The following is a 26,886-nucleotide window of genomic DNA, read 5'->3' as shown; positions in this document are numbered from 1 at the left end:
TAGACTGAAGCGAGGATCGGAGTCAAACATTCTTTGCGTTCAGCGATATCGGAGCAGGCGCCAGCGATTCGTGTCGGCTCGCCGCCTGCGTCGCGCGCTGATGCGCCCTCGAGAGCTTGCCCAGCAACGGCAGCAGCGCAATGGCCACCACCGCTCCGCCCGCCGCCAGCCATCCCAGCCCGAAGAACAAGTGCGTATAGAGCGGCAGCGATTGCGCCGCATCGAGATTGCCGGCCGGCATGCGCGCGAAGTTGGCAACGACGCTGCCGAGATACTGCGACACGCCGGTCGCGACGAAAAACGCGCCCATCATGAAGCCGCCCATGCGCGCCGGCACGTACCGGGCGATCATCGCGAGCCCCAGGCCCGAGACCAGCAGTTCGCCGAACGAGTACAGCCCGTAGCCGGCCACCATGAACCACGACGAGACCCGCCCTTCCACCGCGTGGCGCCCGCTCAGGCCGAATACGAAAAAGCCGATCGCCACCACCACGAAGCCCAGCGCGTACTTCGCGGCCACCGGCATGTCGCGTCCGCGCCGGGCCTGACGCGCATACACGAAGGCGAGCAGCGGGCTCAGCACCATGATCCAGATCGGGTTGAGCGCCTGGAACTGGGCGGCGCTCCAGGTGAACAGTTCGATGCCGCCGATAGAGAACGCCGGGTCGACGTTGCGCAGCGCGAACAGCGTGAGCGACGTCGACATCTGCTGGTAGAAGACGAAGAAGAGGATCACTTGGAGCGTCAAAATCAGCGCGGCGATCAGGCCGGCGCGCTCGCTGCGGTCGCAGGTCTTGAGCATGAAACCGAAGATCGCCAGGATCGCGATGCCCGCCGCATACACGCAGGCCACCGCGACCTGCTTGTGCTGCAGGATGAAGACGGTCGACGCCGCCAGCGCAATCGAACCCGCAATCACCGCGAACACGCGCGACACGCGCAGCGGCTCGTCGTCCGGCGCGGAGCCGACGTGTGCAAGCGACCGGCGCAGCAGCGCGAAATTGAGCAGTCCGAGCAGCATGCCGCCGCAGCACACGGCGAATGCGGCATGCCAGCCCCAGTGATCCTTGATCCACGGCGTGGCGAGCATCGAGAACGTCGAGCCGATATTGACCGCCATGTAGTAGATGGTGAAGGCGCTGTCGATGCGCGCATCATCGCCTTCGAAGATGCGGCGCACCAGATTCGCCGCGTTCGACTTGAACAGCCCGTTGCCGACCACGATCACGCCCAGCGACGCGTACATGAAGCCGAGCGTGTCTACCGGCAGCGCCAGCATCAGATAGCCGCACGCGAGCACGATCGCGCCCGCGATCATCGTGCGGCGCGCGCCGAGCACCTTGTCGCCGATCCAGCCGCCGATCGACGGCGCCGAGAACACCAGCGCGGTGAAGGCGCCCCAGGTCAGGTTGGCGTGATCGTCGGCGAAACCGATCTTGTCGATCATGAACAGCACGAGCAACGCGGCCATGCCGTAATAGCCAAACCGCTCCCACATTTCGATCAATGAAACCGTGGTGAATGAACGTGTCTGCGACGGGCCAGGCGATGAGTTAATCATGAGCAAGAAAATCCTTCGAACAGCGAGGGGATGAGACGGCCGGATGAGAGTCGCCTCTTCGGCAGAAATGACAGCAATGCGTGAGCACCGCTTTCACGGCGAGCATGAATGCGCAACAAAAGATTCAGCGCAGAAGCAGAACCCGTGATTATCGCAAATCACGGATGGTAGCCGCCGCCGGAAGAATGACAATCCGCAAAGGGCGTAACAGAGAAAATCGGGGATTGATGCGTGAGCAGCGCACGGCGCAGGCGCGCCGGACGTGCGGAGAGGGAGTATTCATCGACCGTCCATTGCCACATCGTTTTACGAACTTATCGCACAACGATGATCTCGGCTCTCGACACACTCAAAAGGATCGCTTTCGGGTGCGTCAGTTGATTTAAGTCAATCGCAAGCTTATTGCGACTGACGAGTGCCGGATTTTCCAGTGGTTCGCATATGCGGTCACTCGGGAATTGCCCTGACTCATAAACCTGCGCTTATTCGCAATAACCGGATGTGATAATCGAAAAGCTGCAATCGTAATAAAGAGACATAATCAGGCGGCCCGGCCGTCGAACGAATGCCAGCATGACGCCGAAACCGATCATCAGCGCACCGCTGATCCGGTTGAACCACGCGAAGCCGCGCGCGCCCCGCGACATCGAGCCGAGCCGCGCCCCCAGCAGCGCGTAAATGACGATGGCCACGAGTTCGAGCAACAGGAAGGTGGCGCCGAGGATGGCGAAGCTGGCCGCGTAGGCGCTGCGGTCGACGAACTGCGGGAAGAAGGCGGTGAAGACGAGAATGGCCTTCGGATTGCCCGCGGCCACCCAGAACTCCTGCTTCGTCAGCCGCGCGATGCTGGCCGTGCCCGATCCGCTCCCCGGCTCCGAAACGATCAGCGCCGGTCCCGAACGGATCAGTTTCACGCCGATCCACACGAGATAGCCCGCTCCCGCGAACTTGATCGCCGTGAACAGCGTCTGCGAGGCAAGCAGCAGCGCACCGAGCCCCAGTCCGGCGATGGCGATCATGATCGCAAAGGCGGCGAGCCGTCCAAACGATGCCCGCACCGACGTGCGCACGCCATCGCGGGCGCCGTTCGACAGCGACAGCACGTTGTTCGGCCCGAAGGCCATGTTGATCGCGAAGCAGGCGGGCAGGAAGATGAAGAAGCTTTGCAGCGACATGGGACACCGCGCGACGGCAGAGAGAAACCGTCAAGCTAGCACGCGCATCCCGCCCGCGAAAGCGTCAGAAACGATGCCGGATGCCCGTCCCGATCATCAGTTGATTGCGCCCGCTGGACGGATCGTTGGTGTTGATCACCGCCGGCGCATTCGACGATGCGCGTTGATAGATCGACTCCAGATACACGTCCGTGCGCTTGGAGAGCAGATAGTCGACCTGCAGCGCGCCTTCGTGCCAGTGCGCGCCGCCGCCATTCGTGTAGACGTACATGCCGGCCAGCATGATGGCCGGCGTCAGCTTGTAGATGCCGTTGATCTCGTAGTTGTTGAGCCCGAGCGACGGGACCAGATCGCCGCTGTCGGCATCGATGACGCCGGAGTTGATCGCGCGCGAGAACGCCCCGCTCAGCGTGAATTCGCCCAGCTCGTAACTCATGCCGACGCCGAAGGTGTTCTGCTGCTGCACGTTGGCTGTGAAAACGCTGCCCTGTGTCGTGCCGGGCAGCGCGAGGGCTTCATAGGCGCCGGTCGTCGTGTTGCCGCGGCCGTTGTTGTGCAGATAGGCCGCGCCGGCATTGAACGAGCCGAGCGAATAATTCGCGCCGACGCTGTACGCGCGGTTGTCCGAGAACGCGCCCGCTTCGTTGGAAAACGCGTACAGGCCGCCGAAGCTGAAACCGCCATAGCTGGCGCTCGTGTACTTGACCGAATTCGATGCCAGGAACGAGTTATTGGCGTTGTCGTTGTCGAGCAGGTGCGCGAAGGCCGTGCCGCCGATGTTGCCGGTCAGCGTGAAAGTCTGGAAATAATCGTGGATGGAATCGTACTGGCGGCCGAAAGTGACCGTACCGAGCCGGTCCGAGCCGATGCCGACGTAAATCGGGTGATCGTTGAGGCTTTCGCCGGTCGCGACCGACAAGCCGCGTTCGAGACGGAAGATTGCCCGGGCGCCCCCGCCGAGGTCTTCCGAGCCCTGCAGGCCCCAGTAGCTGCCGTCGATGGTGCCCGTGGTCAGCCGATACTGCGAATGGCCGGCGACATTGTTGGTCCAGGCCAGTCCTGCATCCAGCTCGCCATACAGTTGCACGGAACTTTGTGCCGATGCGGCGTGGGGCACGCCGAACAGGGCAGCGGCCACCGCGATGGACAAGGCCCGCATGGCCACCATCGGCACGAGTGGAGCATCTGTTTCAGAGCACGACGACACAGAGGGAGGCGGGCTTGGTCGGGTCGGCATGACAGTCTCCGTTGTTTCTGCGTTTGAGAAAGATTGTCAGTTTTGTGAAGAGGCTTGTCAGAAAAAATTCCGCCGTGCCGGCGTCTGTGTCCTGGAACCAACGAACAGTCGTTCAGCGCTTTTTTTTGTCTTGCCGATTCGTTGCGCTTGAGCCTATCGAGCCTCGCCGACGCCGCTTCCGGCTTGCCGCTAGAATCGACGGGCCCTTACCTCAATTAGCCACTCCTACAAAGCCACCATGCCCTACCCGACTCGCGCCATCCTCACGGGCCACACACGCGGACTCGGCGCCGCGATCGCCGCTCAACTGCTGGCTCAGGATATCGAGGTGCTCGGCCTCTCGCGCACAGCCAATGCCGGGCTTGCCGCCCGCCATTCCGGAAAGCTGAGCCAGGTCGAACTGGATCTCGCCGACTTGTCCGCGCTCGCCGACTGGCTCGCGGGCGACACCTTGATCCGCTTCATGGACGGTGCGCAGCAGGTGCTGCTCGTGAACAATGCCGGCGTGCTTGCGCCGGTCGGCGGCCTTGCGGCCCAGCCGCCCGCCCAGGTCGCGCGCGCGGTGAACGTGAACGTCGCTGCGCCGTTGATGCTTGCGGCGGCCCTCGCAGAGTGCGCCGCGCGTGCCGGCGGACAGGCGCCGGATACGCGCATCGTCCATGTGTCGAGCGGCGCCGCGCGCAATGCCTATCCCGGATGGAGCATCTACTGCGCGACCAAGGCCGCGCTCGATCAGCACGCCCGTGCAGTCGCGCTGGACGGCAGCCCGTCGCTGCTTATCGGCAGCGTGGCGCCGGGCGTCATCGATACCGACATGCAGGCGGAGATCCGCGGCACCGGTCTCGAGCACTTTCCGCTGCGGGAACGCTTCGACGCCCTGAAGCGCGATGGCCAACTCGCGACGCCGGAAGAAGCGGCGCGCAAGCTCGTTCAATATCTCCTGAGCGATACGTTCGGCAGTCATCCGACCGCCGATGTCCGCGAGTTGCCCTGACTGCGGAAGCGCCCTCTCAGGCGGCCGCGCCGGCCGCGGGAGGCAGCTCGAACGCGGTGCGCGAAAGCGCGTCCGCGCGCTGATTGCGGGCGCGGGGAAGCCACTGGATGCGCGCATCGCCGAGTTGCGCGATGAGCGCGCGCGCATGCTGCGCATAAGCCGCCAGCGCGCGAATGCCCGTGTGTTCGGGCGCGTTCACGTCATCGACCACGACGCGGCTGTCGCCGTGAATCACGATGCCCTGCGCCCGCTCGCGCAGCGCGGCTTCGAGCACCGCGATGAGCGCACGATATTCCGCCACGCTGCTGTCGCCATGGCCGCACGCGGCGCTGATCTCCACCGTGCGGCCACATGGCCCGACCAGCACGCCGCCGATCCCGAGCCGGCCCGGATTCGGCAGCGCGGATCCGTCGAACCATCCGCGCCACCCGCCTGTACCGGAATCCCGCTGATGTTGCTGCGCCGCACTCGCTCGTTCGGCGCGGCGCGTCTCGCGCTGGCGCCGCGCCGCTTCATCCTTGCGTTGGGTCGCGCGGCGCGCATCGACGAGCGCTTGCACGGTCTGTCCGGCAGCGGCCTTGGCCAGCGTCCTGTACAACGCCGCATGTTCGCTGATGGCCGCGCCCCGGGCGAGCCTGCGGCTTTGCATGCGTTCTCGTTTGTAGGCAACGGCCAGCAGTTCGTCGAATTCGATCATGAGACCCGGGCGAAATAAGCGAACGCCGAGCTTAGCAGACCAGGAAGACGCAACCGTGCGCCGCCCGTCCGTATGGGTACGGCTGTTGCTGGTTCAATGCAGGACCGTCACGCGCAGTCCAGAAGACGCGGGAGGTCTGTCCGCAACTGAGCCAAGGAGCAGAACATGAGTGATTCGATGGGATCGTCTTCCGGCGGCGCGAAGATCGTCGGCAAGGGCGCGGCGACCGCCGCGGGACCGGGACCGGATGTGATGGCAGCCAGCACGCTCGATGGCAATTCGGTGATCAGCAGCGATGGCCACGATGTCGGTTCGCTGAAGGACATCATGCTCGATGTGAGCAATGGGCATATCGCGTATGCGGTGCTGTCGAGCGGGGGTTTTCTTGGAATCGGCAATAAATTGCTCGCCATTCCATGGAGCGCGCTCACGCTCGACACCGACAACCGCTGCTTCCGTCTCGATGCGACGGCTGAACAGGTCCGGAATTCACCGGGTTTCGACAAGGACGCGTGGCCTTCGATGGCCGATCACGTCTGGGCCAGCACGGTGCATCAGCACTACGGGCGCGAGCCGTACTGGGCGACGGATCGTGCGAGAGACGTGAGCCCGTCAGGGGCCATTCCGCCCGAAGGCGTCGATGCGCCCGAGGCCGGTGGCGTCAAGCTCTGACGAGGTAACCGACAGCGTCGAGCGGCCGCGAGATCAGTCGAGCGGCCGCTCGCCGACCTGCATGTTGGTGCCTTCCGTTTCATCGGTCAGGGCGCGGAGAACATCGGACGCGAAATCTTCGATGGCGAGGTGCCACTCGATCGTGCCGACGGCGAAGTCGTTCGGATTGCTCTTCCCTTGCGCCCGGCGAATCGCTCCTACCGAGAGACTCAACGCGCGTGCGTGCTGGAAGTGCGGGTCGTCCGAATCGATGAAAGGGAGTTGGTCTTTGTTCATGGCACCTATTACGGTCCTCACCGACGAAACTTGAGAGGGGCACGCGATACGCAATCGTTTGCGTGAGGGAATGCCCTGATTCACATGCAAACCTATCTGAACCTTGCCGGAAATTCGGGTGTCGAAGCATTCGACATCCTGCGCACCGGCATCATGGTGCGTTTCGTCAGCGGCGGGACCTATTTGTATGACTATCACGTGCCCGGACGGATGCACGTAGAAGCAATGAAACGCCTGGCCCTAAGCGGGCGCGGCCTGAGCAGCTATATTTCACGACTTGGCGCGGAGTATGCCGAACGAATCACTTAGCTGCTCGAACCACGCATTCTACGCGATGTAAATAGTCTTACTTCGTACGAATCGTTTCACGCAGTCTTCGCCAAATCGTACGGATACCCAATGAATATTATGATTATCAGAGCGCGTCCGAAAGGCAAGCATCGTCCGCCGGTGCGGCATGGTCGATGCTGCCATCTTTGTTAAGCGGCGCACTCGCGTCGACTTTCAAGGAGACGGTCATGAAAGCCACTCTCACCATCGGCGGCGCCCTCCTCGCGCTCTGCAGCGCAACGGCGTTTGCCCAGGACATGTCGCGCGATCAACTTATGCAGAAGCCTCAGCAAATGCAGCCCGGCAAGCATGATTCCGTGCCGACGCCTCGCACCGGCGATGCCTCGCGCGGCGGCGTACCTTCGGGTACCTCGGGAAGCGGAACATTGATGCAGCAACGCGAACACGGCATGTCGTCCGATGCGCCCACCAACCCGCCGCAATCGACCGGCACCATCAAGCAGTAAGTGGTGCATGCGCGTGGCGTCGATGAAGCATGCGACGCCACGTGACCGCATCAATCAAGATTTCGGGTTCGCCTGAACCGATCATGCTTCGCGCAGGACCGTATGCATAAACCGTATATACTGTTTTCTCCTCATGACCAGGAGAGAACGGATGAGCACACCGCAAGTCAAGGCGCCTACGAAGAAAGCCTTCCACTTCCCGAAGAGCACCGCCGGCAAGGCGCAGGCGAAAGCAAAGACCGAAGCAAAGACCGAAGCCGTCGATGGCACGACCGCTGAAGTCCAACCCGCAACGACTCCGAAGACCTCGACCAGGAAGAAACCGGTAGCGCAAGCTGCATCGGCGAAGACCGTCAAGAAGACTGCCGCTAAAAAGACACCCGCAGCGACGCCAAAGCAAACGCCCGCCGTCGAAGCAGACACGAAGCAGAACGCCGTGAAGGCTTCGTCGAAGACCCAGGCAAAACCGAAGCGCGTGAAAAAGGAAAAAGTCGTGCGCGACAGTTTCACGATGCCGAAGTCGGGCTACGCAAAGATCGCCGCGCTGAAGGACAAGTGCCAGAAAGGCGGTGTGCGCGTGAAGAAGAGCGAACTGCTGCGCGCCGCAATCGCGATGCTCGACGCCGCGCCGGAGAAAAAGTTGATCGCAGCGATCAAGGCGCTCGAGACGGTGAAGACGGGGCGGCCGTCGAACGTTTGAACTGCATCGATGGACTGGTCTGGGACGACGCCGTCGCCGCGAGTAACCGCGAGTGACCGGATGGTTAGCGCGGCCGGCGTGCTCAAGACTTCGAGATAAACCAGCGGCGCAAACAAAAATCCCACATGGCCGATGACCATGCGGGATCTGATGTCTGTCCTGGCGGAGAGAGGGGGATTCGAACCCCCGATAGGTTTTACCCTATACACGCTTTCCAGGCGTGCGACTTAAACCACTCATCCATCTCTCCGGAAGACCGCGATTATACCAAGTTCCCGCCACTGCGCCAGCCCCTATGGATGGCGAATGTAATCCACCAGCGCGCGCGTATAAGCGTCCGGCTTGCGGTCCAGCAGACTCACCACGATCGCCACCGCAAACCCTGCCGGCACGCCGAACACCCCTGAACTGATCGGCTCGATGCCAAACCAGCGCGCCCCCGCGAACCCGGTGAGCTGCACGAAGAACGGATACGTCGACACGATGTAGTACACGCACACCACCAGCCCCGCGATCATCCCCGCGACGACCCCGCGCTGCGTCGTGCGCTTCCAGAACACGCCGAGCACCAGCGCCGGAAACAGACTCGACGCCGCCAGCGAAAACGCCGCGCCCACCAGGAACAGGATGTTGCCCGCATTCAGCGAGGCCACATACGACGCCAGCAGCGCCACGCCCAGCAGCAGGATCTTCGAGATGGTCACGCGCCGCTGACTGCTCGCGCCGCGATCCACCATGCAGTAATAGACATCGTGCGAGAGCGCATTGGCGATCGTCAGCAGCAGGCCATCGGCCGTCGATAGCGCCGCCGCCAGCGCACCCGCCGCAATCAGCCCCGAGATCACGTACGGCAGCCCGGCAATCTCCGGCGCGGCCAACACCACCATGTCCGGCTGCATCTGAATGCCGGCCCAACGCACGATGCCGTCGCCGTTCACGTCGCTGATCCGGATCAGATACGGTTCCACGCGCCGCCACTGCGTGACCCATTGCGGCAGATCCGCGAACCGATGCCCCACCAGTCCCGTCAGGATCTCGTGCTTGATCAGCACCGCGAGCACCGGCACCGTCAGATAGAACAGCGCGACGAAGAACAGCGTCCAGCCGACCGAACGCCGCGCCGACGCCACCGACGTCGTCGTGTTGTAGCGCGTGAGAATGTGCGGCAGGCTCGCCGTGCCGATCGACAGACACAGCAGCAACGAGAGAAAGTTCACCTGATGCACGCGCGGGCTTTCGTCGCCGGCGGAACCCGGCGCGAAGGCTTCGGCCATCGGCACGGGAGCGGCCACGCGTTCGCTCAGCGCATCGCGCTCGCGCGTCCACTTGACCTGCGCATCGGCGGAATCGCGCGGAAAAGCGGCCAGTTCCCGTTCCCGCTCGTTGATCTCGCGCAGCGGCCCGTTATGCCGCCGCAACTCGGCAATCTCCGCCGTCAGCCGCGCATGCTCGACATGGAACGACTGGGGTAACGCGTCGATGCGCTCCTGCACCCGCGTCGCCTGCCGTTGAAAGTCGGCACGAACGCGCGCTTCGTCCGGCGACACCGCCACCGCCCGCTCGAGCGCCTCGACCCGCTCCATCACGCGGCCATAGTTCAGTTGCGGGAACCAGCCGAGACCTTCACGATGCGCGATCATCGACACGGGAATCAGCATCGCGCTGATCAGGATGATGTACTGCGCCACCTGCGTCCACGTCACTGCGCGCATGCCGCCGAGAAACGAGCACACCAGGATGCCCGCGAGCCCGCAGAAGATGCCGATCGAAAACTCGATGCCGATGAAGCGCGAAGCAATCAGCCCGATGCCCTGGATCTGCGCAACGAGATACACGAAGGAACAGAGAATCGCCGCGACGGCCGCCAGCGCGCGCACCAGGTTGCTCGAGAAGCGTGTGCCGAGAAAGTCGGGAATCGTGTAGCGGGCGAGCTTGCGCACGTACGGCGCAAGCAGGAACGCGACGAGACAATAGCCGCCCGTCCAGCCCATCACGTAGGCGAGGCCGTCGTAGCCGCTCGCATAGATGGAACCCGCGAGCCCGATGAACGACGCCGCCGACAGCCAGTCGGCGGCCGTTGCCATGCCGTTGAACGCCGACGGCACGCGGCGCCCGGCCACGTAATACTCAACCAGGTCCGACGTGCGCGACAGCAGGCCGATCACCGCATAGACCGCGATCGGCACGAACAGGAACACATAGCCGATCCACGTGCCGGATCCCGTCGTGCGCTCGACGCGCTCCATCAGGAAGATGAACAGCAGGAAGCCGAGCGTATAGAGCGCGTAGTAGACGATCAGCCGGTTCGTGAGCTTCATGCGCCCTCGCCCTGTTCCGCGCGGGCGACGCGCAGCAGACGCGCATCGGCGACCTGCATCAGCACGATGTACACGACGATCAACCCGACATACACCAGGATCGCGCCCTGCGCGCCGAAATAGAACGGCAACGGGAAGCCTGCGACGCGCACGTGATCGACGCGTTGCGCCACCAGCGGCAAGCCGAACGAGACGACGAAGCCGATCGTCATCAGCACGGCAATGAGTGCGAGGTTGAAGCGCCAGTACGTGCGATGCGCACGCGCCATCGCGGCCGAGACGGGCGGCGGGGAAGCAGGCGGCTGGCTGGAGGAATCGGCGGGAGGGGTGGCCATGCGGTTTTTTAACAAAACCGCATGGCATCGGCAATCAGGATCGACCGCGGCGCTCAGTGCATCGCTCTATGAGCCGCCGCGAGCGTCAATGCATCAACGCGCTTCGCCGAGCTGATCAAGGATCGCGGGGTTTTCAAGCGTGGACACGTCCTGCGTGATCGCCTCGCCCTTCGCGAGCGAGCGCAGCAAGCGCCGCATGATCTTCCCGGAACGCGTCTTCGGCAGATTCTCGCCGAAGCGGATGTCCTTCGGCTTGGCGATCGGACCGATCTCCTTGCCGACCCAGTTGCGCAGTTCAGTCGCGATCTGCTTCGCTTCGTCGCCTTCGGGACGCGCGCGCTTCAGCACGACGAACGCCACCACTGCTTCGCCGGTCGTGTCGTCCGGACGGCCGACCACCGCCGCTTCCGCGACGAGCGGATTCGCCACCAGCGCCGACTCGATCTCCATCGTGCCCAGACGGTGCCCCGAGACGTTCAGCACGTCGTCGATGCGGCCCATGATCGTGAAATAGCCGGTGGTCTTGTCGCGCACCGCGCCGTCGCCGGCCAGATACAGCTTGCCGCCGAGTTCCTCGGGGAAGTAGCTGGTCTGGTAACGCTTCGGGTCGCCCCAGACGTTGCGCAGCATCGACGGCCACGGACGCTTCACGACCAGGATGCCGCCCTGCCCGTTCGGCACGTCCTGACCGGTCTCGTCGACGACCGCGGCCATGATGCCCGGCAGCGGCAGCGTGCAGGAACCCGGCACCAGCGGCGTCGCGCCCGGCAGCGGCGTGATCATGTGGCCGCCGGTCTCGGTCTGCCACCACGTATCGACGATCGGACACTGCCCGCGCCCGACATTCTCGTGATACCAAACCCACGCTTCCGGATTGATCGGCTCGCCGACCGTGCCGAGGATGCGCAATGTCGACAGGTCGAAGCTCTTCGGATGCACCTTCGCATCCGCCTCCGACACCTTGATCAGCGAGCGGATCGCCGTCGGCGCGGTGTAGAAGATCGTGACCTTGTGACGGCCGATCATCTCCCAGAACCGTCCCGCGTGCGGATAAGTGGGCACGCCCTCGAACATCACCTGGGTCGCGCCGATGGCGAGCGGCCCGTACGCGATATAGCTATGCCCGGTGATCCAGCCGATGTCCGCCGTGCACCAGAAGACATCGTCCGGCTTCATGTCGAAGGTCCACTTCATGGTCTGCGCGGCCCACAGCAGCAGGCCCGCCGTGCTGTGCTGCACGCCCTTCGGCTTGCCCGTCGAGCCCGACGTGTAGAGGATGAACAGCGGATGTTCCGCGCCCACCCACTCCGGCTCGCATTGCGCCGGCTCGTTCTCGACGACCTCGTGCAGCCATGCGTCGCGCCCTTCGGTCCAGCCGATCTTGCCGCCGGTGCGGCGATACACGATCACGTCCTTGACCTTGTCGCAGCCGCCCGCGGCCAGCGCTTCGTCGGCAATGCTCTTGAGCGGCAGCGCCTTGCCGCCGCGCATCTGCTCGTCCGCCGTGATGAGCGCGACCGCGCCGACATCGACGAGACGCTCGTTGAGCGACTTCGACGAGAAACCGCCGAACACCACCGAATGCGTGGCGCCGATGCGCGCGCACGCCTGCATCGCAACCACGCCTTCCACCGACATCGGCAGATAGATGACGACCCGATCGCCCTTCTTCACGCCGCGCTTCTTGAGCGCATTGGCGAGACGGCACACGCGCTCGAGCAGGTCCTGATAGGTGATGTGGGTGACGGTGCCGTCGTCGGCTTCGAAGATGATCGCGTTGTCATTGCCGCGGCCCGCTTCGATATGGCGGTCGAGACAGTTGTACGACGCATTGAGTTCGCCGTCCTCGAACCACGTATAGAACGGCGCCTTCGTTTCATCCAGCACCTTCGTGAACGGCTTGTGCCAGGCGAGCGTCTCGCGTGCGAGGCCGGCCCAGAAACCTTCGTAATCTTTCTCCGCCTGGGCGACGAGCGCCTGATACGCGTCCATGCCGGCAATGGCCGCATCCGCCGTTGCCTTGGCCGACGGCGGGAATACGCGTTTTTCGTGAAGAACTGATTCGATCGCAGACATCGACAACCTCTCTGATGGTGTTTCCAAAATCCGCCGGCGCCCGCATCGCTGAATGGGCTGCGTGCGCCGCATGTGGTGGGATCCGTCGGCGGAAACGCGCAGCGTTTCCGGACCCGATCCTGTCTCCGTTCTTGTGGCCGGCACCGCCGTCATGGCGCGCGCGTCCGGCCGTTGCGAAGGCCCGCGCCGGGCGGCACGGGCACATGCCGCGGCGCCTCGTGCAGCCGCGGGCATGCCGCATCGACTTCAAGCATCGACTTCAAGCATCGACTTCAAGCATTGAATTCAAGATAAGCCGCTCAACTTACCCGCTTCTTACGCGTGCCGGCCAATGAACACGGGGTATACGCGAAGTGAGCGCGTGTTGCGCATGCGCCCTGCAATCGTAACTGAACTGACTCCCGGTGCGGTATCCGGCCCGGCGCGACGTGCGATTCTTTTGATCCAAACCAGGGTTTCGGCCGCGCACCCTCTTGCGTCGCCCCTCGCTTCGCCCCCTTGCGTCGCCCCTGCCCATGCGCCGCAACGTTCGCGCAGACTGTCACGCCGACGCGCTACAATACCGGGCTTTCCCTGACCGCAGACGTGCTCGAATGCGCTTCGAGTCCGCATTCCGCCGGCGCATTGCGGCCCGGGTTCAGCCGCCGTCCGCTTCGTCCTTCGCCTGTTTCGTCCGTTTTGCTTCGACTGAAAAGCCGCTCATGTCCGCTCCCCAGCACACCCCCGGTTCCGTTCGGCCCGGCGCGATGAAGGCGCTCCCCAGAATCATCTTCATGAGCCGCTGGCTGCAGGTGCCGCTCTATCTCGGGCTGATCGTCGCGCAAGGCGTGTATGTCGTGCTCTTCCTGAAGGAAGTCTGGCATCTCGTCACGCACGCCATGTCGCTCGACGAAACCAACATCATGCTCGTCGTGCTCGGCCTGATCGACGTGGTGATGATCTCGAACCTGCTCATCATGGTGATCGTCGGCGGCTACGAGACCTTCGTGTCGCGGCTGGGCGTCGAAGGCCACCCCGACGAACCCGAATGGCTCGATCACGTCAACGCCGGCGTGCTGAAGGTCAAGCTCTCGATGGCGCTCATCAGCATCTCGTCCATCCATCTGCTCAAGACCTTCATCAACCCCGACCAGCACACTTTCCATACCGTGCTGTGGCAAGTGATCATTCACGTGGCCTTCCTGCTGTCCGCGCTCATCATGGCGTATGTCGACAAGCTGACCACGCATACGCATCCGCGGCACTTTCACGACGAGTCCTTCGCGCCGCCGCGCGGCACAACAGACTGAGCGTCAACTGAAGCGTCGCCTGAACGCACACCAGAAAAAATTTCGTCCCCCAGAGCCTCGAGCCATGACCGTCATCAAACAGGAAGACCTGATCCAGAGCATTGCGGATTCCCTGCAGTACATCAGCTACTACCATCCGCTCGACTACATCCAGGCGCTCGGCCGCGCCTACGAGCTGGAAGAAAGCCCGGCGGCGAAGGACGCCATCGCGCAGATCCTCACCAACAGCCGCATGTGCGCCGAAGGGAAGCGCCCGATCTGCCAAGACACGGGCATCGTGACGGTGTTCGTGAAGGTGGGCATGGACGTGCGCTGGGGCAGCGACAACGGCGGTGCGACGATGTCCGTCACCGACATGATCAACGAAGGCGTGCGCCGCGGTTACCTGAACCCGGACAACGTGCTGCGCGCGTCCATCGTCTCGCCGCCCGAAGGCGGCCGCAAGAACACCAAGGACAACACGCCGGCCGTGATCCACTACGAGATCGTGCCGGGCGACAAGGTGGACGTGCAGGTCGCGGCCAAGGGCGGCGGCTCGGAGAACAAGTCGAAGTTCGCGATGCTGAACCCGTCGGACTCGATCGTCGACTGGATCATCAAGACCGTGCCGACCATGGGCGCCGGCTGGTGCCCGCCGGGCATGCTCGGCATCGGCATCGGCGGGACCGCGGAAAAGGCGATGGTCATGGCGAAGGAATCGCTGATGGACCCCATCGACATCCAGGACGTCATCGCGCGCGGCCCCAAGGACTGGATCGAGGAACTGCGCGTCGAGCTGCATGAGAAGGTGAATGCGCTCGGCATCGGCGCGCAGGGTCTCGGCGGCCTCGCCACCGTGCTCGACGTCAAGATCATGGCCGCGCCGACGCATGCGGCCTCGAAGCCCGTCGCGATCATCCCGAACTGCGCCGCGACCCGTCACGCGCACTTCACGCTCGACGGCAGCGGCGCCGCGAAGCTCGAAGCGCCGCCGCTCGATGCCTGGCCCGACGTCACGTGGCAGCCCAACACCGAGACGAGCCAGCGCGTCGACCTGAACACGCTGACGCCCGAGGAAGTCGCCTCGTGGAAGCCCGGCCAGACGCTGCTGCTGTCGGGCAAGATGCTCACGGGACGCGACGCCGCGCACAAGCGCATTGCCGACATGCTGGCCGCGGGCGAAAAGCTGCCCGTCGACTTCACCAACCGCGTGATCTATTACGTAGGCCCGGTCGATCCGGTGCGCGACGAAGCCGTCGGCCCGGCCGGCCCGACCACGGCCACGCGCATGGACAAGTTCACCGAAACGATGCTGGCGCAAACCGGCCTCATCTCGATGATCGGCAAGGCCGAGCGCGGCCCGGTCGCCATCGAGTCGATCAGGAAGCACAAGGCGGCCTATCTGATGGCGGTCGGCGGCGCGGCGTATCTGGTGTCGAAGGCGATCCGCGAGGCGAAGGTGCTCGCGTTCGAAGACCTCGGCATGGAAGCCATCTACGAATTCGACGTGCAGGACATGCCGGTGACGGTGGCCGTCGATTCGAACGGCACGTCGGTCCACAAGACGGGTCCGGCCGAATGGCAGGCGAAGATCGGCAAGATTCCGGTCGCCACGGTCTGAGGCGGGATCGACGGTTGCCTGTCGCAATGATCCGCTGACAGGCAACCCGTCAACGAAAGAGCCGGGCACACGCCCGGCTCTTTTCTTTGACACCGCGCCCATCGAGAAGGGTTTTCATTCTCAGTTTTATCTCGAAAAAAAATTTTCTACTCAACCTTGGCTTTGTCACGCCCAAGGTTTATCTTTCTCAAAACCCCACGTTTACGAACAGGAATCAAGCCATGCAAGGCGACGCGAAAGTCATCGAATATCTGAACTCGCAGTTGAAGAACGAACTGACCGCGATCAATCAATACTTCCTGCACGCCCGGATGTATCAGCACTGGGGTCTCGAAAAGCTCAACAAGCACGAGTACGACGAATCGATCGGCGAAATGAAGCACGCCGACTGGCTCATCCAGCGCGTCTTCATGCTCGACGGACTGCCGAACCTGCAGGACCTGCACAAGCTGCTGATCGGCGAGGAAACCAAGGAAATCCTCGAGTGCGACCTGAAGCTCGAGCAGATCTCGCAGTCCACCTGCAAGGAAGCCATCGCGTATTGCGAATCCGTGCGTGACTTCGTCTCGCGCGAGATCTTCGAAAAGATCCTGCACGACACGGAAGAGCACATCGACTGGCTGGAAACGCAACTGGACCTGATCGACAAGGTCGGCATCCAGAACTACCAGCAAACCATGATGGGCGATCACGAGTAATCCGTTCGTCACGATGCCCGTCAGCGCAGCATCCCCGCTTGCCCTGCCCCCACGCGCCGCGCTGGACGCGAGCGCGCCGGTCGGCATTTTCGATTCCGGCCTGGGCGGGCTGTCGGTGCTGCGCGCCGTGCGCGCCATCCTGCCGCACGAGCACCTGATCTACGTGGCCGACTCGCTTCACGCGCCGTACGGCGAAAAAACCGACGCGTTCATCGGCGAACGCACGCTGGCCATCGGCGAATGGCTCGTGTCGCAGGGCGCGAAAGCGCTCGTGGTCGCATGCAATACCGCGACCGCGCAGTCCATCGCGCTGGTGCGCGAGCGCCTGCCCATTCCGCTGGTCGGCGTGGAGCCGGGCGTGAAGCCCGCGGCGAACGTGTCGCGCTCGCGCGTCGTCGGCGTTCTAGCGACGGCGGTGACGCTGCGTTCCGCGCGTTTCCAGTCGCTGCTGGACCGCTACGCCGGCGACTGCCGCTTCATCTGCCAGGCGGGACACGGCCTGGTGCAGGCGGTGGAGCGCGGCGATACGTCGTCGCCCGCCCTCATGGCGCTGCTCGAAAGCTACCTGTCCCCCATGCTGGACGCCGGCGCCGACACACTGGTGCTCGGCTGCACGCACTACCCTTTCCTGGACGGCGCAATCCGCGCCATTGCCGGCGAGCGCCTGCACATCGTGGACACGAGCGTGGCCATCGCCCGGCAGCTCGAACGTCTGCTCGATACCCACGCGCGCCGCTCGGACGCAGATTCGGCTGATCTTCTGCCCCGCTTCTGCTCGACGGCCGACGGCGAATCGCAGCGCCAGCTCGCCGCTGCCCTCCTCAGGCTCGACGCGCCCGTCGAGCATGTCAGCATTCCCTCCGGCCTCCCACGGCTCGCCGAACCCGACATCGCGTGAGGGTTTCTCGCCCGCCGCATGTTCCCCGGCGCGCGCTTTCCCGCGCCAGCTCTGGCCTCTAGCAACAATTCTGCTAACTTGCCTGCTCTGTTACAAAAAACACAGAGCCCCGCTTGCATTGGTGCGCAAGTCGAATGATAATAATTCGCATTAACGCAAGCTATCGCGAACGATCATGATTGTCTGTGTCTGCAAATCAGTATCCGACCGCAAGATCCGAGCATCCATCGCCGAGGGTGTGGACACCTTCGACGAGCTCCAGTTCGAGCTCGGCGTGGCCATGTGCTGCGGCAAGTGCGAGGAGAGCGTTCGCGACGTGATGGCACAGAGCGGCGTGTGCGCCTCGCAGTGTGGCGTCGAGCAGCGCGAGCACGTGGCGCCGCTGATGTTTTACGAGCGCAAGGCGGCCTGAGGCCAGGCCGCAGGTTCAGGCGTCGCGCTTCCGCGGCGGCGCCCGCAGTCTTTCAAGCTTTCTTGCCAGTTTTCGCAGTCCGGTTTCCGAACCGCCTCCAGCAAGCCAGGTTACCTTCGAACATCCGGTCACTTCCAGCTAGCCAAGCACCTCCCCGAGCAACCCCTATCCCTGGAGGGAACCATGGAATTGCTGATCGGTTTCGTGACTACCCTGTTTATCTCATTGCTGATCTTTCGAACATGACGTCGCCTGGATTCCCGTTTCCCCGTTGCGCCGGATCCGCACCGTTGCTGGACTTCAAGCTGAAACGAACCCGCGGCATGATCGGCATCAATTCACATCGCACCACAAGCAGCACTCAAAGCAGCCAATAAGAATGCAGTCCCCGACCACCACTCCCGCCGCTTTCCAGACGGCGCCGGCATCGAGCGCCAGTCCGCGCGTGATCGCCGCGTGCGCCGCCGTCGTCGTGCTTCACGCAGTCCTGCTCGGCGTCGCGATGACGATGCACAACGAGCCGCCGCCGCGACCCATCGAAGCCAAGTCGATCACCGCGCAGCTCATCAGCGAAACGCCGCAGCCCGCGCCGCAGCCGGTCGCGGTCGAAACGCCGCCGCCGCCCAAGCCGCTTCCGAAGCCCGTCCCGAAGCCGCTGCCCAAGCCCAAGGTCAAGCCGAAGATCGAGCCTGCGCCCACGCCGATGCCGGTCACCGAGGCGCCGTCGCAGATCGCCGCGCCCGCACCGGATCCCACTCCGCCCGCGCCGGCGCAACCGACCCCGCCGCCCACCGCGCCGGCCATCGGCAAGCCGAGCATGGATCTCGCCGCGCCGAAGAACGTCGCGCGGCTGAGCTGCAATATCGCCCAGCCGGATTACCCGGCCATGGCCAAGCGCCGCGGCGAAACAGGCACGGCGACCGTGCGGCTGACGGTCGGCGTGTCGGGCAAGATCGAGAACATCACGCTGCAGAAAAGCAGCGGCTCGTCGCGGCTGGATGACGCTGCGCTCGCGGCGGTACGCAGCAGCGCGTGCAGCCCGTACAAGGAAAATGGCGAAGCGATCCGCGCTACCGCCACGGTGCCATTCGTATTCAGTCTCAACGACTGACCGGTTTTTTTAGATACAAGGAAAGAGCAATGCAAAACTACGGGATTGCGCACGTCTGGGCGCAAGGTGACTTCGTAACGCGGGGCATCGCGCTCGCGCTGGTGATCATGTCGGTGCTGTCGTGGACCGTCATCATCGTGAAGGCATGGAATGTCGTGCGCCTGAAGCGCCTGACCAAGAACGCCGAACAGGCCTTCTGGCACTCCGACGATTTCAACGACGGCATCAAGAAGCTCGGCAGCCAGTCGTCGAGCCCGGCCGACAACCCGTTCCTCGCCTTGGCCCTCGCCGGCCAGGAAGCGGCGGATCACCATCACCAGACGCAGCCGCATCTGCACGACCGCATGGACGTGTCGGACTGGATCACGCGCTGCCTGAAGGATGTGATGGACGAAGGCGTCGGCCGCATGCAGGCGGGCCTCGCAATTCTCGCGTCCATCGGTTCCACCTCGCCGTTCGTCGGGCTGTTCGGCACCGTGTGGGGGATCTATCACGCGCTGCTGACCATCGGCGCGACCGGCCAGACGTCGATCGACCAGGTCGCTGGCCCGGTCGGCGAGTCGCTCATCATGACGGCGTTCGGCCTGTTCGTCGCGATTCCCGCGGTGCTCGGCTACAACGCCCTGACGCGCGCGAACAAGGGCATCGTCACGAAGCTGAATCGCTTTGCGCACGGCCTGCACGCGTTCTTCGTCACGGGCACGAAGCTCTCGTCGACCAAGCGCGCGACGAACGCCTCGTCCGACAGCCTGCGTCTCGCGACGCGCGCGTCGTAAGCCCGGGAGGTTCGCATCATGGCCATGAGCCCTTTTGCCGGCGATGAAGACGACGGCATGATGAGCGAGATCAACATGACGCCGCTCGTCGACGTCATGCTGGTCCTGCTGATCATCTTCCTGGTGACGATTCCCGCGATGCATCACGCGGTGAAGATCGACCTGCCGCACGCGAGCAGCCAGCCGCAGGACGAGAAGCCCGCGCACGTGAACATCGCGATCCAGGCCGACGGCACGACGCTGTGGGACGAGCAGCCGGTCGACGAAGCGACGCTCAACGCGCGCATCGCGCAGGCGTCGCAGCAGACGCCGCAGCCGGAGATCCAGTTGCGCGCGGACCGCAAGGTCGCGTATGAGAAGGTCGCCGACCTGATGTCGGCGGCGCAGGCGGGCGGGCTGACCAAGATCGGCTTCGTCACCGAACCGAAGAGCGGCAAGTAACGCAAGCGCGCCCTTTCGAACTTTCTCACGCTCCAAAGTAAAAGGCCTTCATCGTCAGATGAAGGCCTTTTTTTGTGCGCGCTCGGCGCATTCGGGCGAGGCGGTCACTTTGGGTTCGTATAGCCAGAACCAGAAGTCCCGTCACATGCAGCAGCCGTGGTCGACACGGACAGTGCAATCAACCCTATCAGGCTAACTATCAGAGCAGCCGTGAGTTTTCGCATAGGAGCTCCTTAGCGAAAGAGGTTTCAATATACTGCCGCCATTTTCGGGCATCAATTGAATCTGACCATCGCTTATCCGCACTGCCCCGCCTCGAATCAATGACGCGCGTCATTGCGTTGAAACTGTTTCTCGTTCCGGCCGTTCATGAACAGGACATTCTCCGGGGAAGTGCTGTCCGCTGCCGATCGACTCGACCAGAAAATCGACGAACGCGCGCACTGCAGGGACCATGCCTTGCCGCGACAAAAAGACCGCATACAGCTGCGGCGACGGAAAGGTCCAGCCCGGCATGACCGGCGACAGTTGCCCCGTGCGGAGCGGCGCGCCGTACATCATCTCGGGCAGCGCCGCGATGCCGACGCCGCGCATGACGGCCTCGCGGATCATCGACAGGTCGGCGGTGACGAGCCGCGGCTCGTGCTCGAACTCGTGGCGCGTGCCGTCGGGCGCGATCAGCCGGTAGACATGGCGGCCGTCCGCCGAGGGCGTGTCGAGCGTGTCGTATTGGGCGAGTTCGGCGGGCGTCATCGGCGGCGCATTCGACTTCAGCAGCGACGGCGCCGCCACCAGCATCTGTTCCGTGCGCCATAGCGGCCGCGCGACCACGTTCGAACTGGCGGGCGGCTCGGAGCGCACGCGCAGCGCGACGTCGATGGCATCCTCGAACAGGTCCACCACGCGGTTGGTCACGCGCAGCACGACCCGCACTTCCGGAAAGCGATGCATGAAGTCCGGCACCACGGCGGACAGAAAGGTCTGCGCGATGGTCACCGGCACGCTCACGCGCACCGTGCCGCGCGGCGAATCGCGCAGGCTCTGCACGACATTCACCGCCGCCTGCGCCTCGGCCAGCATCGCCTGGCAATGCTGGTAGAACAGCTGGCCCGCCTCCGTCAGCGCCAGCTTGCGCGTGGAGCGCTGCAGCAGGCGCACGCCGAGCGACGCCTCGAGTTCCGAGACACGGCGCGACAAACGCGACTTCGAAATGCCGAGCACGCGTTCCGCAGCCGAGAAGCCGCCGTGCTCGACGACGTGCGAGAAATACATCAGATCGTTCAGGTCGTGCGAGTCAACTTTCATGGTCGATCGGAAAACTCGATAAGGCGCGTTGCTGTGGTTCGTTATCGCCAGCGGGACAATCCATTGCGCCGAGGCGGCTTTTTACGCGAAATGCGGCCCATATAATAGCTCTGTGTTTCAAAAATATCGCTATTCCCCTTTGAACGCTGGATTCACGAAGCGAGACATCATGACCGACAGCCGCAGCATCGAACGCATCATTCCGGCGACCCGCACCGTCGAAGGCGGCGGGTTCGTCGTGCATCGCCCGTTTCCGACCCGTCTTCTGATGGACTTCGACCCGTTTCTCCTGCTCGATGAAATGGGCCCCGTCGATTACGCGCCCGGCGAGGCCAAGGGCGCGCCCGATCATCCGCATCGCGGCTTCGAGACCGTCACGTACATGCTCGAAGGCGAGTTCGGCCACAAGGACTCGGCGGGTCATTCCGGCACGCTGCTGCCCGGCGACGTGCAATGGATGACCGCCGGCGCGGGCGTCGTGCACAGCGAGATCCCCGCCGAGGCTTTCACGCAGCGCGGCGGCCGCGTCCATGGCCTGCAACTGTGGGTGAACCTGCCGCAGCGCGACAAGATGGTCGCGCCGCATTACCAGGAGATTCCGTCGGCGCGCATTCCGGTCGCGACGAGCGAGGACGGCAAGGTCCGCGTGAAGGTCATCGCCGGTGAGGCGCTCGGCGTGAAGGCGGCGATCGAAACGCGCACGCCGATCCTGTATCAGCACGTCTCGCTGCAGCCGGGCGCGACGATCGCGCTGAACGTGCCGCGCGAATTCCGCGTGTTCGCGTATCCGCTGTCGGGCACGGCGCTGTACGGCCCGCAGAAGCAGCCGGTGCGCGCCCAGCAGATGGTGATCTTCCGCGACGACAGCGATACGGTCTCGCTCGCCGCCGGCGACGAGCCCGTGGAACTGCTGTTGATTGGCGGCGTGCCGCTCAAGGAGCCGGTCGTGCGCTACGGTCCGTTCGTGATGAACACCGAGGACGAGATCCGCCAGGCCGTCATCGACTATCAGGCGGGTCGGATGGGCGCGATCGCGCATTGAGCAGTCAGCGTTGAACAGGCACGGGCGCTGAGTTTCAGCGACTCCGGCGCGGCATGAACGGACACATTGCGTCACAATGACCGTTCGTTCCGCGCCGTTTCGTTTCACACTTTCATTTCACCGGATCAACCGAGGAGCAGCGCATGACCCGCCCCGTCGTGACCGCCGACATCGGCGCTACCGATTTCCACGTCCGCCTCGCGGACGGCTCGCACGACTGGAGCGCCGACGAACCCGTCGGCCTCGGTGGCGGCGACACGGCTCCGGACCCGCATTCGCTCCTGCTCGGCAGCCTCGGCGCCTGCACGTCCATCACGCTGAAGATGTACGCGAAGCGCAAGGAATGGCCGCTGGAGGCGGTGCATGTGGAACTGTCGATAGAGAGCGCCGCAGCGGGCACGCGGATCGATCGCCGCATCGCGCTGACCGGTCCGCTCAGCGACGAACAGCGGGAACGTCTCTTGCAAATTGCCAATGCGTGCCCGATCCACAAGGTTCTGTCCGGTCCGATCCACATCGATTCCGCACTGGCGCCGTAACGCGTCGCGGGCACACTGAACGTTCAAGGAAACGTCGTTTTGAATTTCGAACACCTCATCCAGATCAACGATCCCCAGAATCCGCTGGTCCAGTCGCTGACACGCGAGCAATTGTGGGAAGGCCTCGTTCTGCGCGCCGAGCAGCCGCAGTTGTTCGTGCTGGGACTGGACCGCTGTGACATCCTTTCGCGCGACGGCGACAGCATGGAGCGCGAGCTGCACTACGGCCAGGCCGTCGTGCGCGATCGCGTGACGCTCAACCCGCAGTCGAGCGTGCGCTACGACATCCTGCCGACCGCCGAATATGTGGGCGGCTCGCTGACGATGGCGATCGAGGAGCCCGACGAGCAGCAGCTCTTCCTGCGCTTCACCTACAGCACGACGCTGCCGGAGCAAGCCAACCCGACGCCCGATGAACTGCAGACGCAGGAGATCGTGAAGTCGGCGTATCGCGAATCGGATATCGACACCGTGCATCTGATCCGCCGGTTCGCGCACGGCCGGAACGACGACAAGCCGCTGCACTGAGCCTCGCTCACACGCGGCGGCGGATGCTTCGCCGCCGCATCGAGCCTGGCTATCAAAAATTGTGCTTCGATCAGAAAGTCTATTTGCAAATAGGAATAGTTATCATTTACTATAGACCCATCGAATCAACGAACGCACTCTTCCGACATGACCGACACGCTGCGATCTTCCACGCTCAGGCTGCGCCGCCCGGCTGTCCGCGACGCCGCGATCACCCGCCCGAAAGCGACCACCGTGACCACCGTTCACGTCCAGCACGCCGCGGAGAGCCCGGGCGAGCGGTCACTCAAAAGCGATGCGCTGTTGCAGGGACGCAGTCATGTCAGCATCCTGCATAACGGGGAGACCTATCAGTTGCGCGCGACTCGTCTGGGCAAGCTGATCCTGACGAAGTAGCGCAAAGAACAGCAGTAGCACTGTGTATTGTGGGGACCACCTCTCCAAGAGGTGTTTGGCCTTAGCCAGCGAGGACGACTTGCACGCGAGAATTTAGACCCCTTCGTGCAAACACCAGCCAGTCGTCGATAGCAAGCGAAGCCGCTTTTTTTTTGGTTCCCGCGCGTTTGCGTGATGGTCCGCCTGATGAGGCGAGCGCAATGATGATCCATCGAACGGCACGTTCTTCTTTCGAAGGCGTGCCGTTTTGTCTTTGATGAAAAGCGTCAGACGTTCTCGATACCCAGCGCAGCAATCCCCGCCTTGGCGATCTGCGCATCCTGTTCCGACTTCACGCCCGATACGCCCACCGCACCCACGATGTCCGTACCGACGAAGATCGGCACGCCGCCTTCGAGCATCGCGGTCATCGGTGCGCTGAGAAAGGCCGTGCGGCCTTGCTTGATGGTGTCTTCATAGACCTTCGTCTCGCGGCGGCCGAGCACGGCGGTGCGGGCCTTGCCCGTCGCCATCTCGACGGTGCTCGCCCCCGCCCCTTCCAGACGATGCAGATGCAGCAGATGCCCGCCATCGTCGACGATCGCAATCGTCACGTTCCAGTTGTGATCCTTCGCGTGCGCCTCGGCGGCGGCGGCCATCGACTTGACGTCGTCGTCGGTCAGTACGGGTTTGGTTCTCACGTGCGTTCTCGCGGCCGTCGGTCACGGCGTGGACGGTTTATCGGCTGAAGCCCCAGAACATCAGGTACCACGCGCTGTCCGCTACAGCCAGCGCAGCGACAAACCATACCATCGTGAGGACGCGCGGAACAAGCGTCGTGGCATGGCGCCCTGTCACGCGCCACGCGAGCCACGCGCTCCATGCGTTCGCGATGAACAGCAGCGTGAGGCGCAGATCCGTCACCCACCAGAGCGGCAGCTGCTCGGCGCGCAGCAGCGATACCGTTGTCGCCGACAAGCCCAGGAACACGCCGCAGCCCGCCAGCGGAATCAGCGCGAGCGTCAGGTGATGCAGGCGCCTCGCTTCCATCTTGCCGAGCATGCGCGTGCCCGCCGCGAGCAGCGCCAGCAGCGCGGTGCCGTACACGAGCCCCGTCACGACGATATAGCCGATGACCATCGTGCCGTCGAGCCACGAGAAGACGTCGTTCTGCTCGGGGTAATGCGTGAAGAGGAACCACGGCGCGTTGGTGTCGAGCGGCCACAGGATGTTGTGGTCGATCAGCCAGCCGGCAAAGAACTGCTTCAGGTCGACGAACCACGTGCTGACGGTCCAGTGGAACGCGCCGATCGCGATGCCGAGCAGCCCGTACAGGATGAGCGCCGTGTCCCACGGATTCGCGGCCTTGTCGCCGAGCTTCACGACTTCCTCGGCGGGCGAGCGCCACGTGAGCGCAATGGCGTCGCGATGACCGCTGCAGCGGCCGCACATGTGGCAGTCGGCGGCGCCTTTCATGTTGCGCAAGGGCACGAGCGGCGCGCAGTTGATCGGAATCACGCGATGGCCATGCTCGCCCTGCTTGTACGAGCGGCGCCACGCGTCCTCGCTGACCTTGAAGTGGAACGGCGCGAGGCGTGCCAGCAGCGTGAACACGCCATTCACCGGACACAGGTACTTGCACCACACGCGCTTCTCGCGGCCATACAGCACGCCGATGATCATCGCCCCGACGGTCGAGCCGCCGAGCACCAGCAGCACGGCCTTCGGATATTGATAGACGCTGACCATCTGGCCGTAGATGGTCGTCAGGCCGAACGCGACGAACGGCCAGCCGCCCCAGCGCATCCAGCGCGGAATGGCCCAGCCGCGGCCGAAGCGGCTCGCGAACTCGGTGAGCGCGCCCTCGGGACACAGCACGCCGCACCAGACGCGGCCGAGCATGACCATCGAGAGCAACACAAACGGCCACCAGATGCCCCAGAACACGAACTGTGCGGCGAGCGTCAGGTTGTTCCACAGATGCGCCGAGCCATCGGGCAGCGGCATCACGGCGGGAACGAGGATCAGAAACGCATACACGGCAACGACGACCCACTGAATCATGCGGATCGCGCTGCCGTGACGTTGCATCCATTGGCCGGCTTGCTGGAGCCGGCCGGGTTGAGGCATTACAGAACTCATGCTGGACGGCTTGCCGCCTTTTGTTTTTGCGCCATCTGATGATTCGAACGGCGCAGCAGAAGATAAATGACGATCCAGTACACGGCGTACGCCACGAGGTTCATGCCGGCCGGATGCGCGCGATAGCCCGTCAGTGTAGCGACCAGCGAGCCGAAGGTGCTGGAATCGTCGAGTAGCGCAGAGGTGTTCCACACCTGGTTGACGATGACCGGCAGCACTTCCATGTCGATCAATTTGTCCACGCCCGTCTCGAACAGACCAGCCGCGAGGAACAGCAGCATGATTTCCGTGACGCGGAAGAAGGCGCGCCAGGAGAAGATCTTGCCGCCGAGTTGCAGCACGTAGAAGGTCAGCAGCGCGAGCCCGAAGCCCAGGATGATGGCCACGTATTGTGACGCGGCGACGTGCCCCGATTGACCGAAGCCGACGCCATACAGGAACACGGCCGTCTCGCTGCCCTCGCGCGCGATCGCCAGCGCAACCAGCAGCGCGATGCTCCACCAGTGTCCGTCCTGCGTGCTCTTCTGCAGCGAGGTTTCCATGTCGCGCTTCAGCGTGCGGCCGTGACGCTTCATCCACAGGACCATCTGCACGATCAGCACGCACGCCACCAGCACCATCGCGGTCTGGAAGTAATCCTGCGCGTTGCCCGACAGCACTTCGGTGAAGCCGATCAGCGCGGCGCCCAGCGCCACCGCCGCGAGCAGGCCGATGACGACGCCGGCCCACAGATAAGGCAGGCCGCGGCGCGCCTGATGGTCGCCGTTCTTCAGCCACGCGTAGAGAATGCCGACGACGAGCAATGCCTCGACGCTCTCACGCCATACGATGAAAAGTACCTGCCCCATACCCAACCTCCAGCGATTCCACTTCAACTGGCCGCGCGCGAGGC

General features: G+C 63.8%; 32 protein-coding genes and 1 tRNA gene. 19 read left to right on the top strand and 14 right to left on the bottom strand.

The genetic code is table 11. The features are described from left to right. Positions 1-22: 22 nt before the first annotated feature. Positions 23-1,561, bottom strand: a complete 1,539-nt coding sequence (locus QCE83_RS05065; RefSeq protein WP_309807970.1) for an oligopeptide:H+ symporter — start codon at positions 1,559-1,561, stop codon at positions 23-25. Between the two features lie 80 nt (positions 1,562-1,641). Here QCE83_RS05065 and QCE83_RS05060 point away from each other — a divergent pair, with 80 nt between their 5' ends. Continuing rightward, positions 1,642-1,947, top strand: a complete 306-nt coding sequence (locus QCE83_RS05060; RefSeq protein WP_309807969.1) for a hypothetical protein — start codon at positions 1,642-1,644, stop codon at positions 1,945-1,947. A gap of 96 nt (positions 1,948-2,043) precedes the next feature. Here QCE83_RS05060 and QCE83_RS05055 read toward each other — a convergent pair whose 3' ends face one another. Then, positions 2,044-2,736: a LysE family translocator gene (locus QCE83_RS05055; RefSeq protein WP_309807968.1), complete on the bottom strand. Its 693-nt coding sequence runs from the start codon at positions 2,734-2,736 to the stop codon at positions 2,044-2,046. A 64-nt stretch (positions 2,737-2,800) separates the two neighbouring features. Beyond that, entirely contained in the window at positions 2,801-3,895 is a 1,095-nt protein-coding gene (locus tag QCE83_RS05050; protein WP_309807967.1) for a porin, read from the bottom strand. On the opposite strand from QCE83_RS05050, the gene QCE83_RS05045 reads away from it, so the two are divergent. Next, entirely contained in the window at positions 3,894-4,124 is a 231-nt protein-coding gene (locus QCE83_RS05045; protein ID WP_309807966.1) for a hypothetical protein, read from the top strand. The genes QCE83_RS05050 and QCE83_RS05045 overlap by 2 nt on opposite strands. A gap of 87 nt (positions 4,125-4,211) precedes the next feature. After that, a complete protein-coding gene (locus QCE83_RS05040; protein ID WP_309807965.1) occupies positions 4,212-4,967 on the top strand; it encodes an SDR family oxidoreductase in 756 nt (251 codons plus the stop codon). A 16-nt stretch (positions 4,968-4,983) separates the two neighbouring features. Here the strand turns inward: QCE83_RS05040 and QCE83_RS05035 are convergent, their stop codons facing one another. Beyond that, on the bottom strand, positions 4,984-5,664 hold the full coding sequence (locus tag QCE83_RS05035; RefSeq protein WP_309807964.1) for a ribonuclease HI family protein: 681 nt from the start codon (positions 5,662-5,664) through the stop codon (positions 4,984-4,986). A gap of 165 nt (positions 5,665-5,829) precedes the next feature. On the opposite strand from QCE83_RS05035, the gene QCE83_RS05030 reads away from it, so the two are divergent. Next, positions 5,830-6,336 carry a PRC-barrel domain-containing protein gene (locus QCE83_RS05030; RefSeq protein ID WP_309807963.1) on the top strand — a complete coding sequence of 169 codons (507 nt, stop codon included), beginning with the start codon at positions 5,830-5,832 and terminating at the stop codon, positions 6,334-6,336. A gap of 33 nt (positions 6,337-6,369) precedes the next feature. Here QCE83_RS05030 and QCE83_RS05025 read toward each other — a convergent pair whose 3' ends face one another. Continuing rightward, complete coding sequence (locus tag QCE83_RS05025) at positions 6,370-6,612, bottom strand: hypothetical protein (RefSeq protein WP_309807961.1); 243 nt, start codon at positions 6,610-6,612, stop codon at positions 6,370-6,372. Positions 6,613-6,696: 84 nt separating this feature from the next. Here QCE83_RS05025 and QCE83_RS05020 point away from each other — a divergent pair, with 84 nt between their 5' ends. The 3 genes from QCE83_RS05020 (at position 6,697) to QCE83_RS05010 (ending at position 8,109) form a co-directional block, all read left to right on the top strand. Next, positions 6,697-6,921: a hypothetical protein gene (locus QCE83_RS05020; protein WP_309807960.1), complete on the top strand. Its 225-nt coding sequence runs from the start codon at positions 6,697-6,699 to the stop codon at positions 6,919-6,921. A 155-nt stretch (positions 6,922-7,076) separates the two neighbouring features. Continuing rightward, positions 7,077-7,409: a hypothetical protein gene (locus QCE83_RS05015; RefSeq protein ID WP_309807959.1), complete on the top strand. Its 333-nt coding sequence runs from the start codon at positions 7,077-7,079 to the stop codon at positions 7,407-7,409. A gap of 151 nt (positions 7,410-7,560) precedes the next feature. Further along, positions 7,561-8,109 carry a hypothetical protein gene (locus QCE83_RS05010; RefSeq protein ID WP_309807958.1) on the top strand — a complete coding sequence of 183 codons (549 nt, stop codon included), beginning with the start codon at positions 7,561-7,563 and terminating at the stop codon, positions 8,107-8,109. A 160-nt stretch (positions 8,110-8,269) separates the two neighbouring features. On the opposite strand, the gene QCE83_RS05005 is transcribed toward QCE83_RS05010, so the two are convergent. The 5 genes from QCE83_RS05005 to QCE83_RS04985 all read right to left on the bottom strand — a co-directional run bounded on the left by QCE83_RS05005 (position 8,270) and on the right by QCE83_RS04985 (position 13,613). Beyond that, positions 8,270-8,359 (bottom strand) — tRNA-Ser (locus QCE83_RS05005). A gap of 43 nt (positions 8,360-8,402) precedes the next feature. Next, positions 8,403-10,427: a sodium:solute symporter family protein gene (locus QCE83_RS05000; protein WP_309807957.1), complete on the bottom strand. Its 2,025-nt coding sequence runs from the start codon at positions 10,425-10,427 to the stop codon at positions 8,403-8,405. Then, complete coding sequence (locus QCE83_RS04995) at positions 10,424-10,762, bottom strand: DUF4212 domain-containing protein (protein ID WP_309807956.1); 339 nt, start codon at positions 10,760-10,762, stop codon at positions 10,424-10,426. Before QCE83_RS04995 ends, QCE83_RS05000 begins: the two co-directional genes overlap by 4 nt. A 93-nt stretch (positions 10,763-10,855) precedes the next feature. Continuing rightward, on the bottom strand, positions 10,856-12,838 hold the full coding sequence (gene acs / locus QCE83_RS04990; RefSeq protein WP_309807955.1) for an acetate--CoA ligase: 1,983 nt from the start codon (positions 12,836-12,838) through the stop codon (positions 10,856-10,858). A gap of 637 nt (positions 12,839-13,475) precedes the next feature. After that, on the bottom strand, positions 13,476-13,613 hold the full coding sequence (locus QCE83_RS04985; RefSeq protein ID WP_309811785.1) for a hypothetical protein: 138 nt from the start codon (positions 13,611-13,613) through the stop codon (positions 13,476-13,478). Between QCE83_RS04985 and QCE83_RS04980 the strand changes: the two genes are divergently transcribed. The 8 genes from QCE83_RS04980 to QCE83_RS04945 all read left to right on the top strand — a co-directional run bounded on the left by QCE83_RS04980 (position 13,585) and on the right by QCE83_RS04945 (position 20,063). Then, complete coding sequence (locus tag QCE83_RS04980) at positions 13,585-14,127, top strand: TIGR00645 family protein (protein WP_309811462.1); 543 nt, start codon at positions 13,585-13,587, stop codon at positions 14,125-14,127. The genes QCE83_RS04985 and QCE83_RS04980 overlap by 29 nt on opposite strands. A gap of 64 nt (positions 14,128-14,191) precedes the next feature. Continuing rightward, positions 14,192-15,727 (top strand): fumarate hydratase, encoded by a 1,536-nt coding sequence (locus QCE83_RS04975; RefSeq protein ID WP_309807954.1) that lies wholly within the window; start codon positions 14,192-14,194, stop codon positions 15,725-15,727. 221 nt (positions 15,728-15,948) lie between these two features. Then, a complete protein-coding gene (bfr, locus tag QCE83_RS04970) occupies positions 15,949-16,425 on the top strand; it encodes a bacterioferritin (RefSeq protein ID WP_035506542.1) in 477 nt (158 codons plus the stop codon). 13 nt (positions 16,426-16,438) lie between these two features. After that, on the top strand, positions 16,439-17,323 hold the full coding sequence (gene murI, locus QCE83_RS04965) for a glutamate racemase (protein WP_309807952.1): 885 nt from the start codon (positions 16,439-16,441) through the stop codon (positions 17,321-17,323). A gap of 175 nt (positions 17,324-17,498) precedes the next feature. Next, positions 17,499-17,735, top strand: a complete 237-nt coding sequence (locus QCE83_RS04960; protein ID WP_309807951.1) for a (2Fe-2S)-binding protein — start codon at positions 17,499-17,501, stop codon at positions 17,733-17,735. 379 nt (positions 17,736-18,114) lie between these two features. Continuing rightward, a complete protein-coding gene (locus tag QCE83_RS04955; protein WP_309807949.1) occupies positions 18,115-18,846 on the top strand; it encodes a TonB family protein in 732 nt (243 codons plus the stop codon). 29 nt (positions 18,847-18,875) lie between these two features. Further along, the gene (locus QCE83_RS04950; RefSeq protein ID WP_309807948.1) at positions 18,876-19,622 is read left to right on the top strand and encodes a MotA/TolQ/ExbB proton channel family protein; all 747 of its coding nucleotides are present in this window, start codon (positions 18,876-18,878) and stop codon (positions 19,620-19,622) included. Positions 19,623-19,640: 18 nt separating this feature from the next. After that, positions 19,641-20,063, top strand: coding sequence for a biopolymer transporter ExbD (locus QCE83_RS04945; protein ID WP_309807947.1), 423 nt, complete (start codon positions 19,641-19,643; stop codon positions 20,061-20,063). Between the two features lie 333 nt (positions 20,064-20,396). On the opposite strand, the gene QCE83_RS04940 is transcribed toward QCE83_RS04945, so the two are convergent. Next, positions 20,397-21,368, bottom strand: coding sequence for a LysR family transcriptional regulator (locus QCE83_RS04940; RefSeq protein ID WP_309807946.1), 972 nt, complete (start codon positions 21,366-21,368; stop codon positions 20,397-20,399). Positions 21,369-21,537: 169 nt separating this feature from the next. On the opposite strand from QCE83_RS04940, the gene QCE83_RS04935 reads away from it, so the two are divergent. From QCE83_RS04935 to hemP, 4 genes are all read left to right on the top strand, one after another. Further along, the gene (locus QCE83_RS04935; protein WP_309807945.1) at positions 21,538-22,410 is read left to right on the top strand and encodes a pirin family protein; all 873 of its coding nucleotides are present in this window, start codon (positions 21,538-21,540) and stop codon (positions 22,408-22,410) included. Between the two features lie 143 nt (positions 22,411-22,553). Next, positions 22,554-22,949, top strand: a complete 396-nt coding sequence (locus QCE83_RS04930; protein ID WP_309807944.1) for an OsmC family protein — start codon at positions 22,554-22,556, stop codon at positions 22,947-22,949. Between the two features lie 39 nt (positions 22,950-22,988). Next, positions 22,989-23,477: an SRPBCC family protein gene (locus QCE83_RS04925; RefSeq protein WP_309807943.1), complete on the top strand. Its 489-nt coding sequence runs from the start codon at positions 22,989-22,991 to the stop codon at positions 23,475-23,477. Between the two features lie 147 nt (positions 23,478-23,624). After that, positions 23,625-23,873, top strand: a complete 249-nt coding sequence (hemP, locus tag QCE83_RS04920) for a hemin uptake protein HemP (protein ID WP_309807942.1) — start codon at positions 23,625-23,627, stop codon at positions 23,871-23,873. A 266-nt stretch (positions 23,874-24,139) separates the two neighbouring features. Here the strand turns inward: hemP and QCE83_RS04915 are convergent, their stop codons facing one another. Genes QCE83_RS04915 through QCE83_RS04905 form a run of 3 tightly spaced genes read right to left on the bottom strand, consistent with a single transcriptional unit; the run spans position 24,140 to position 26,842 of the window. Beyond that, positions 24,140-24,553 carry a heme-binding protein gene (locus tag QCE83_RS04915; protein ID WP_309807941.1) on the bottom strand — a complete coding sequence of 138 codons (414 nt, stop codon included), beginning with the start codon at positions 24,551-24,553 and terminating at the stop codon, positions 24,140-24,142. Between the two features lie 37 nt (positions 24,554-24,590). Beyond that, positions 24,591-25,994, bottom strand: a complete 1,404-nt coding sequence (locus tag QCE83_RS04910) for a 4Fe-4S binding protein (protein WP_309807940.1) — start codon at positions 25,992-25,994, stop codon at positions 24,591-24,593. Further along, positions 25,991-26,842 (bottom strand): FTR1 family protein, encoded by an 852-nt coding sequence (locus tag QCE83_RS04905; RefSeq protein ID WP_309807939.1) that lies wholly within the window; start codon positions 26,840-26,842, stop codon positions 25,991-25,993. Before QCE83_RS04905 ends, QCE83_RS04910 begins: the two co-directional genes overlap by 4 nt. Between the last annotated feature and the right edge of the window lie 44 nt (positions 26,843-26,886).

The organism is Caballeronia sp. LZ034LL, from assembly GCF_031451215.1.
GTDB lineage: Bacteria > Pseudomonadota > Gammaproteobacteria > Burkholderiales > Burkholderiaceae > Caballeronia.
The sequence above is the reverse complement of the archived record's forward strand: the minus strand, read 5'-3'. Positions and strand labels throughout refer to the sequence as shown.

Excerpts from the sequence above, each read along its gene's own strand:
- QCE83_RS05065 (WP_309807970.1), bottom strand. The coding sequence starts at position 1,561 with ATGATTAACTCATCGCCTGGCCCGTCGCAGACACGTTCATTCACCACG.
- QCE83_RS05055 (WP_309807968.1), bottom strand. The coding sequence starts at position 2,736 with ATGTCGCTGCAAAGCTTCTTCATCTTCCTGCCCGCCTGCTTCGCGATC.
- QCE83_RS05045 (WP_309807966.1), top strand. The coding sequence starts at position 3,894 with ATGGCCACCATCGGCACGAGTGGAGCATCTGTTTCAGAGCACGACGAC.
- QCE83_RS05050 (WP_309807967.1), bottom strand. The coding sequence starts at position 3,895 with ATGCGGGCCTTGTCCATCGCGGTGGCCGCTGCCCTGTTCGGCGTGCCC.
- QCE83_RS05040 (WP_309807965.1), top strand. The coding sequence starts at position 4,212 with ATGCCCTACCCGACTCGCGCCATCCTCACGGGCCACACACGCGGACTC.
- QCE83_RS05035 (WP_309807964.1), bottom strand. The coding sequence starts at position 5,664 with ATGATCGAATTCGACGAACTGCTGGCCGTTGCCTACAAACGAGAACGC.
- QCE83_RS05030 (WP_309807963.1), top strand. The coding sequence starts at position 5,830 with ATGAGTGATTCGATGGGATCGTCTTCCGGCGGCGCGAAGATCGTCGGC.
- QCE83_RS05025 (WP_309807961.1), bottom strand. The coding sequence starts at position 6,612 with ATGAACAAAGACCAACTCCCTTTCATCGATTCGGACGACCCGCACTTC.
- QCE83_RS05020 (WP_309807960.1), top strand. The coding sequence starts at position 6,697 with ATGCAAACCTATCTGAACCTTGCCGGAAATTCGGGTGTCGAAGCATTC.
- QCE83_RS05015 (WP_309807959.1), top strand. The coding sequence starts at position 7,077 with ATGCTGCCATCTTTGTTAAGCGGCGCACTCGCGTCGACTTTCAAGGAG.
- QCE83_RS05010 (WP_309807958.1), top strand. The coding sequence starts at position 7,561 with ATGAGCACACCGCAAGTCAAGGCGCCTACGAAGAAAGCCTTCCACTTC.
- QCE83_RS05000 (WP_309807957.1), bottom strand. The coding sequence starts at position 10,427 with ATGAAGCTCACGAACCGGCTGATCGTCTACTACGCGCTCTATACGCTC.
- QCE83_RS04995 (WP_309807956.1), bottom strand. The coding sequence starts at position 10,762 with ATGGCCACCCCTCCCGCCGATTCCTCCAGCCAGCCGCCTGCTTCCCCG.
- acs (WP_309807955.1), bottom strand. The coding sequence starts at position 12,838 with ATGTCTGCGATCGAATCAGTTCTTCACGAAAAACGCGTATTCCCGCCG.
- QCE83_RS04980 (WP_309811462.1), top strand. The coding sequence starts at position 13,585 with ATGAAGGCGCTCCCCAGAATCATCTTCATGAGCCGCTGGCTGCAGGTG.
- QCE83_RS04985 (WP_309811785.1), bottom strand. The coding sequence starts at position 13,613 with ATGAAGATGATTCTGGGGAGCGCCTTCATCGCGCCGGGCCGAACGGAA.
- QCE83_RS04975 (WP_309807954.1), top strand. The coding sequence starts at position 14,192 with ATGACCGTCATCAAACAGGAAGACCTGATCCAGAGCATTGCGGATTCC.
- bfr (WP_035506542.1), top strand. The coding sequence starts at position 15,949 with ATGCAAGGCGACGCGAAAGTCATCGAATATCTGAACTCGCAGTTGAAG.
- murI (WP_309807952.1), top strand. The coding sequence starts at position 16,439 with ATGCCCGTCAGCGCAGCATCCCCGCTTGCCCTGCCCCCACGCGCCGCG.
- QCE83_RS04960 (WP_309807951.1), top strand. The coding sequence starts at position 17,499 with ATGATTGTCTGTGTCTGCAAATCAGTATCCGACCGCAAGATCCGAGCA.
- QCE83_RS04955 (WP_309807949.1), top strand. The coding sequence starts at position 18,115 with ATGCAGTCCCCGACCACCACTCCCGCCGCTTTCCAGACGGCGCCGGCA.
- QCE83_RS04950 (WP_309807948.1), top strand. The coding sequence starts at position 18,876 with ATGCAAAACTACGGGATTGCGCACGTCTGGGCGCAAGGTGACTTCGTA.
- QCE83_RS04945 (WP_309807947.1), top strand. The coding sequence starts at position 19,641 with ATGGCCATGAGCCCTTTTGCCGGCGATGAAGACGACGGCATGATGAGC.
- QCE83_RS04940 (WP_309807946.1), bottom strand. The coding sequence starts at position 21,368 with ATGAAAGTTGACTCGCACGACCTGAACGATCTGATGTATTTCTCGCAC.
- QCE83_RS04935 (WP_309807945.1), top strand. The coding sequence starts at position 21,538 with ATGACCGACAGCCGCAGCATCGAACGCATCATTCCGGCGACCCGCACC.
- QCE83_RS04930 (WP_309807944.1), top strand. The coding sequence starts at position 22,554 with ATGACCCGCCCCGTCGTGACCGCCGACATCGGCGCTACCGATTTCCAC.
- hemP (WP_309807942.1), top strand. The coding sequence starts at position 23,625 with ATGACCGACACGCTGCGATCTTCCACGCTCAGGCTGCGCCGCCCGGCT.
- QCE83_RS04910 (WP_309807940.1), bottom strand. The coding sequence starts at position 25,994 with ATGAGTTCTGTAATGCCTCAACCCGGCCGGCTCCAGCAAGCCGGCCAA.
- QCE83_RS04905 (WP_309807939.1), bottom strand. The coding sequence starts at position 26,842 with ATGGGGCAGGTACTTTTCATCGTATGGCGTGAGAGCGTCGAGGCATTG.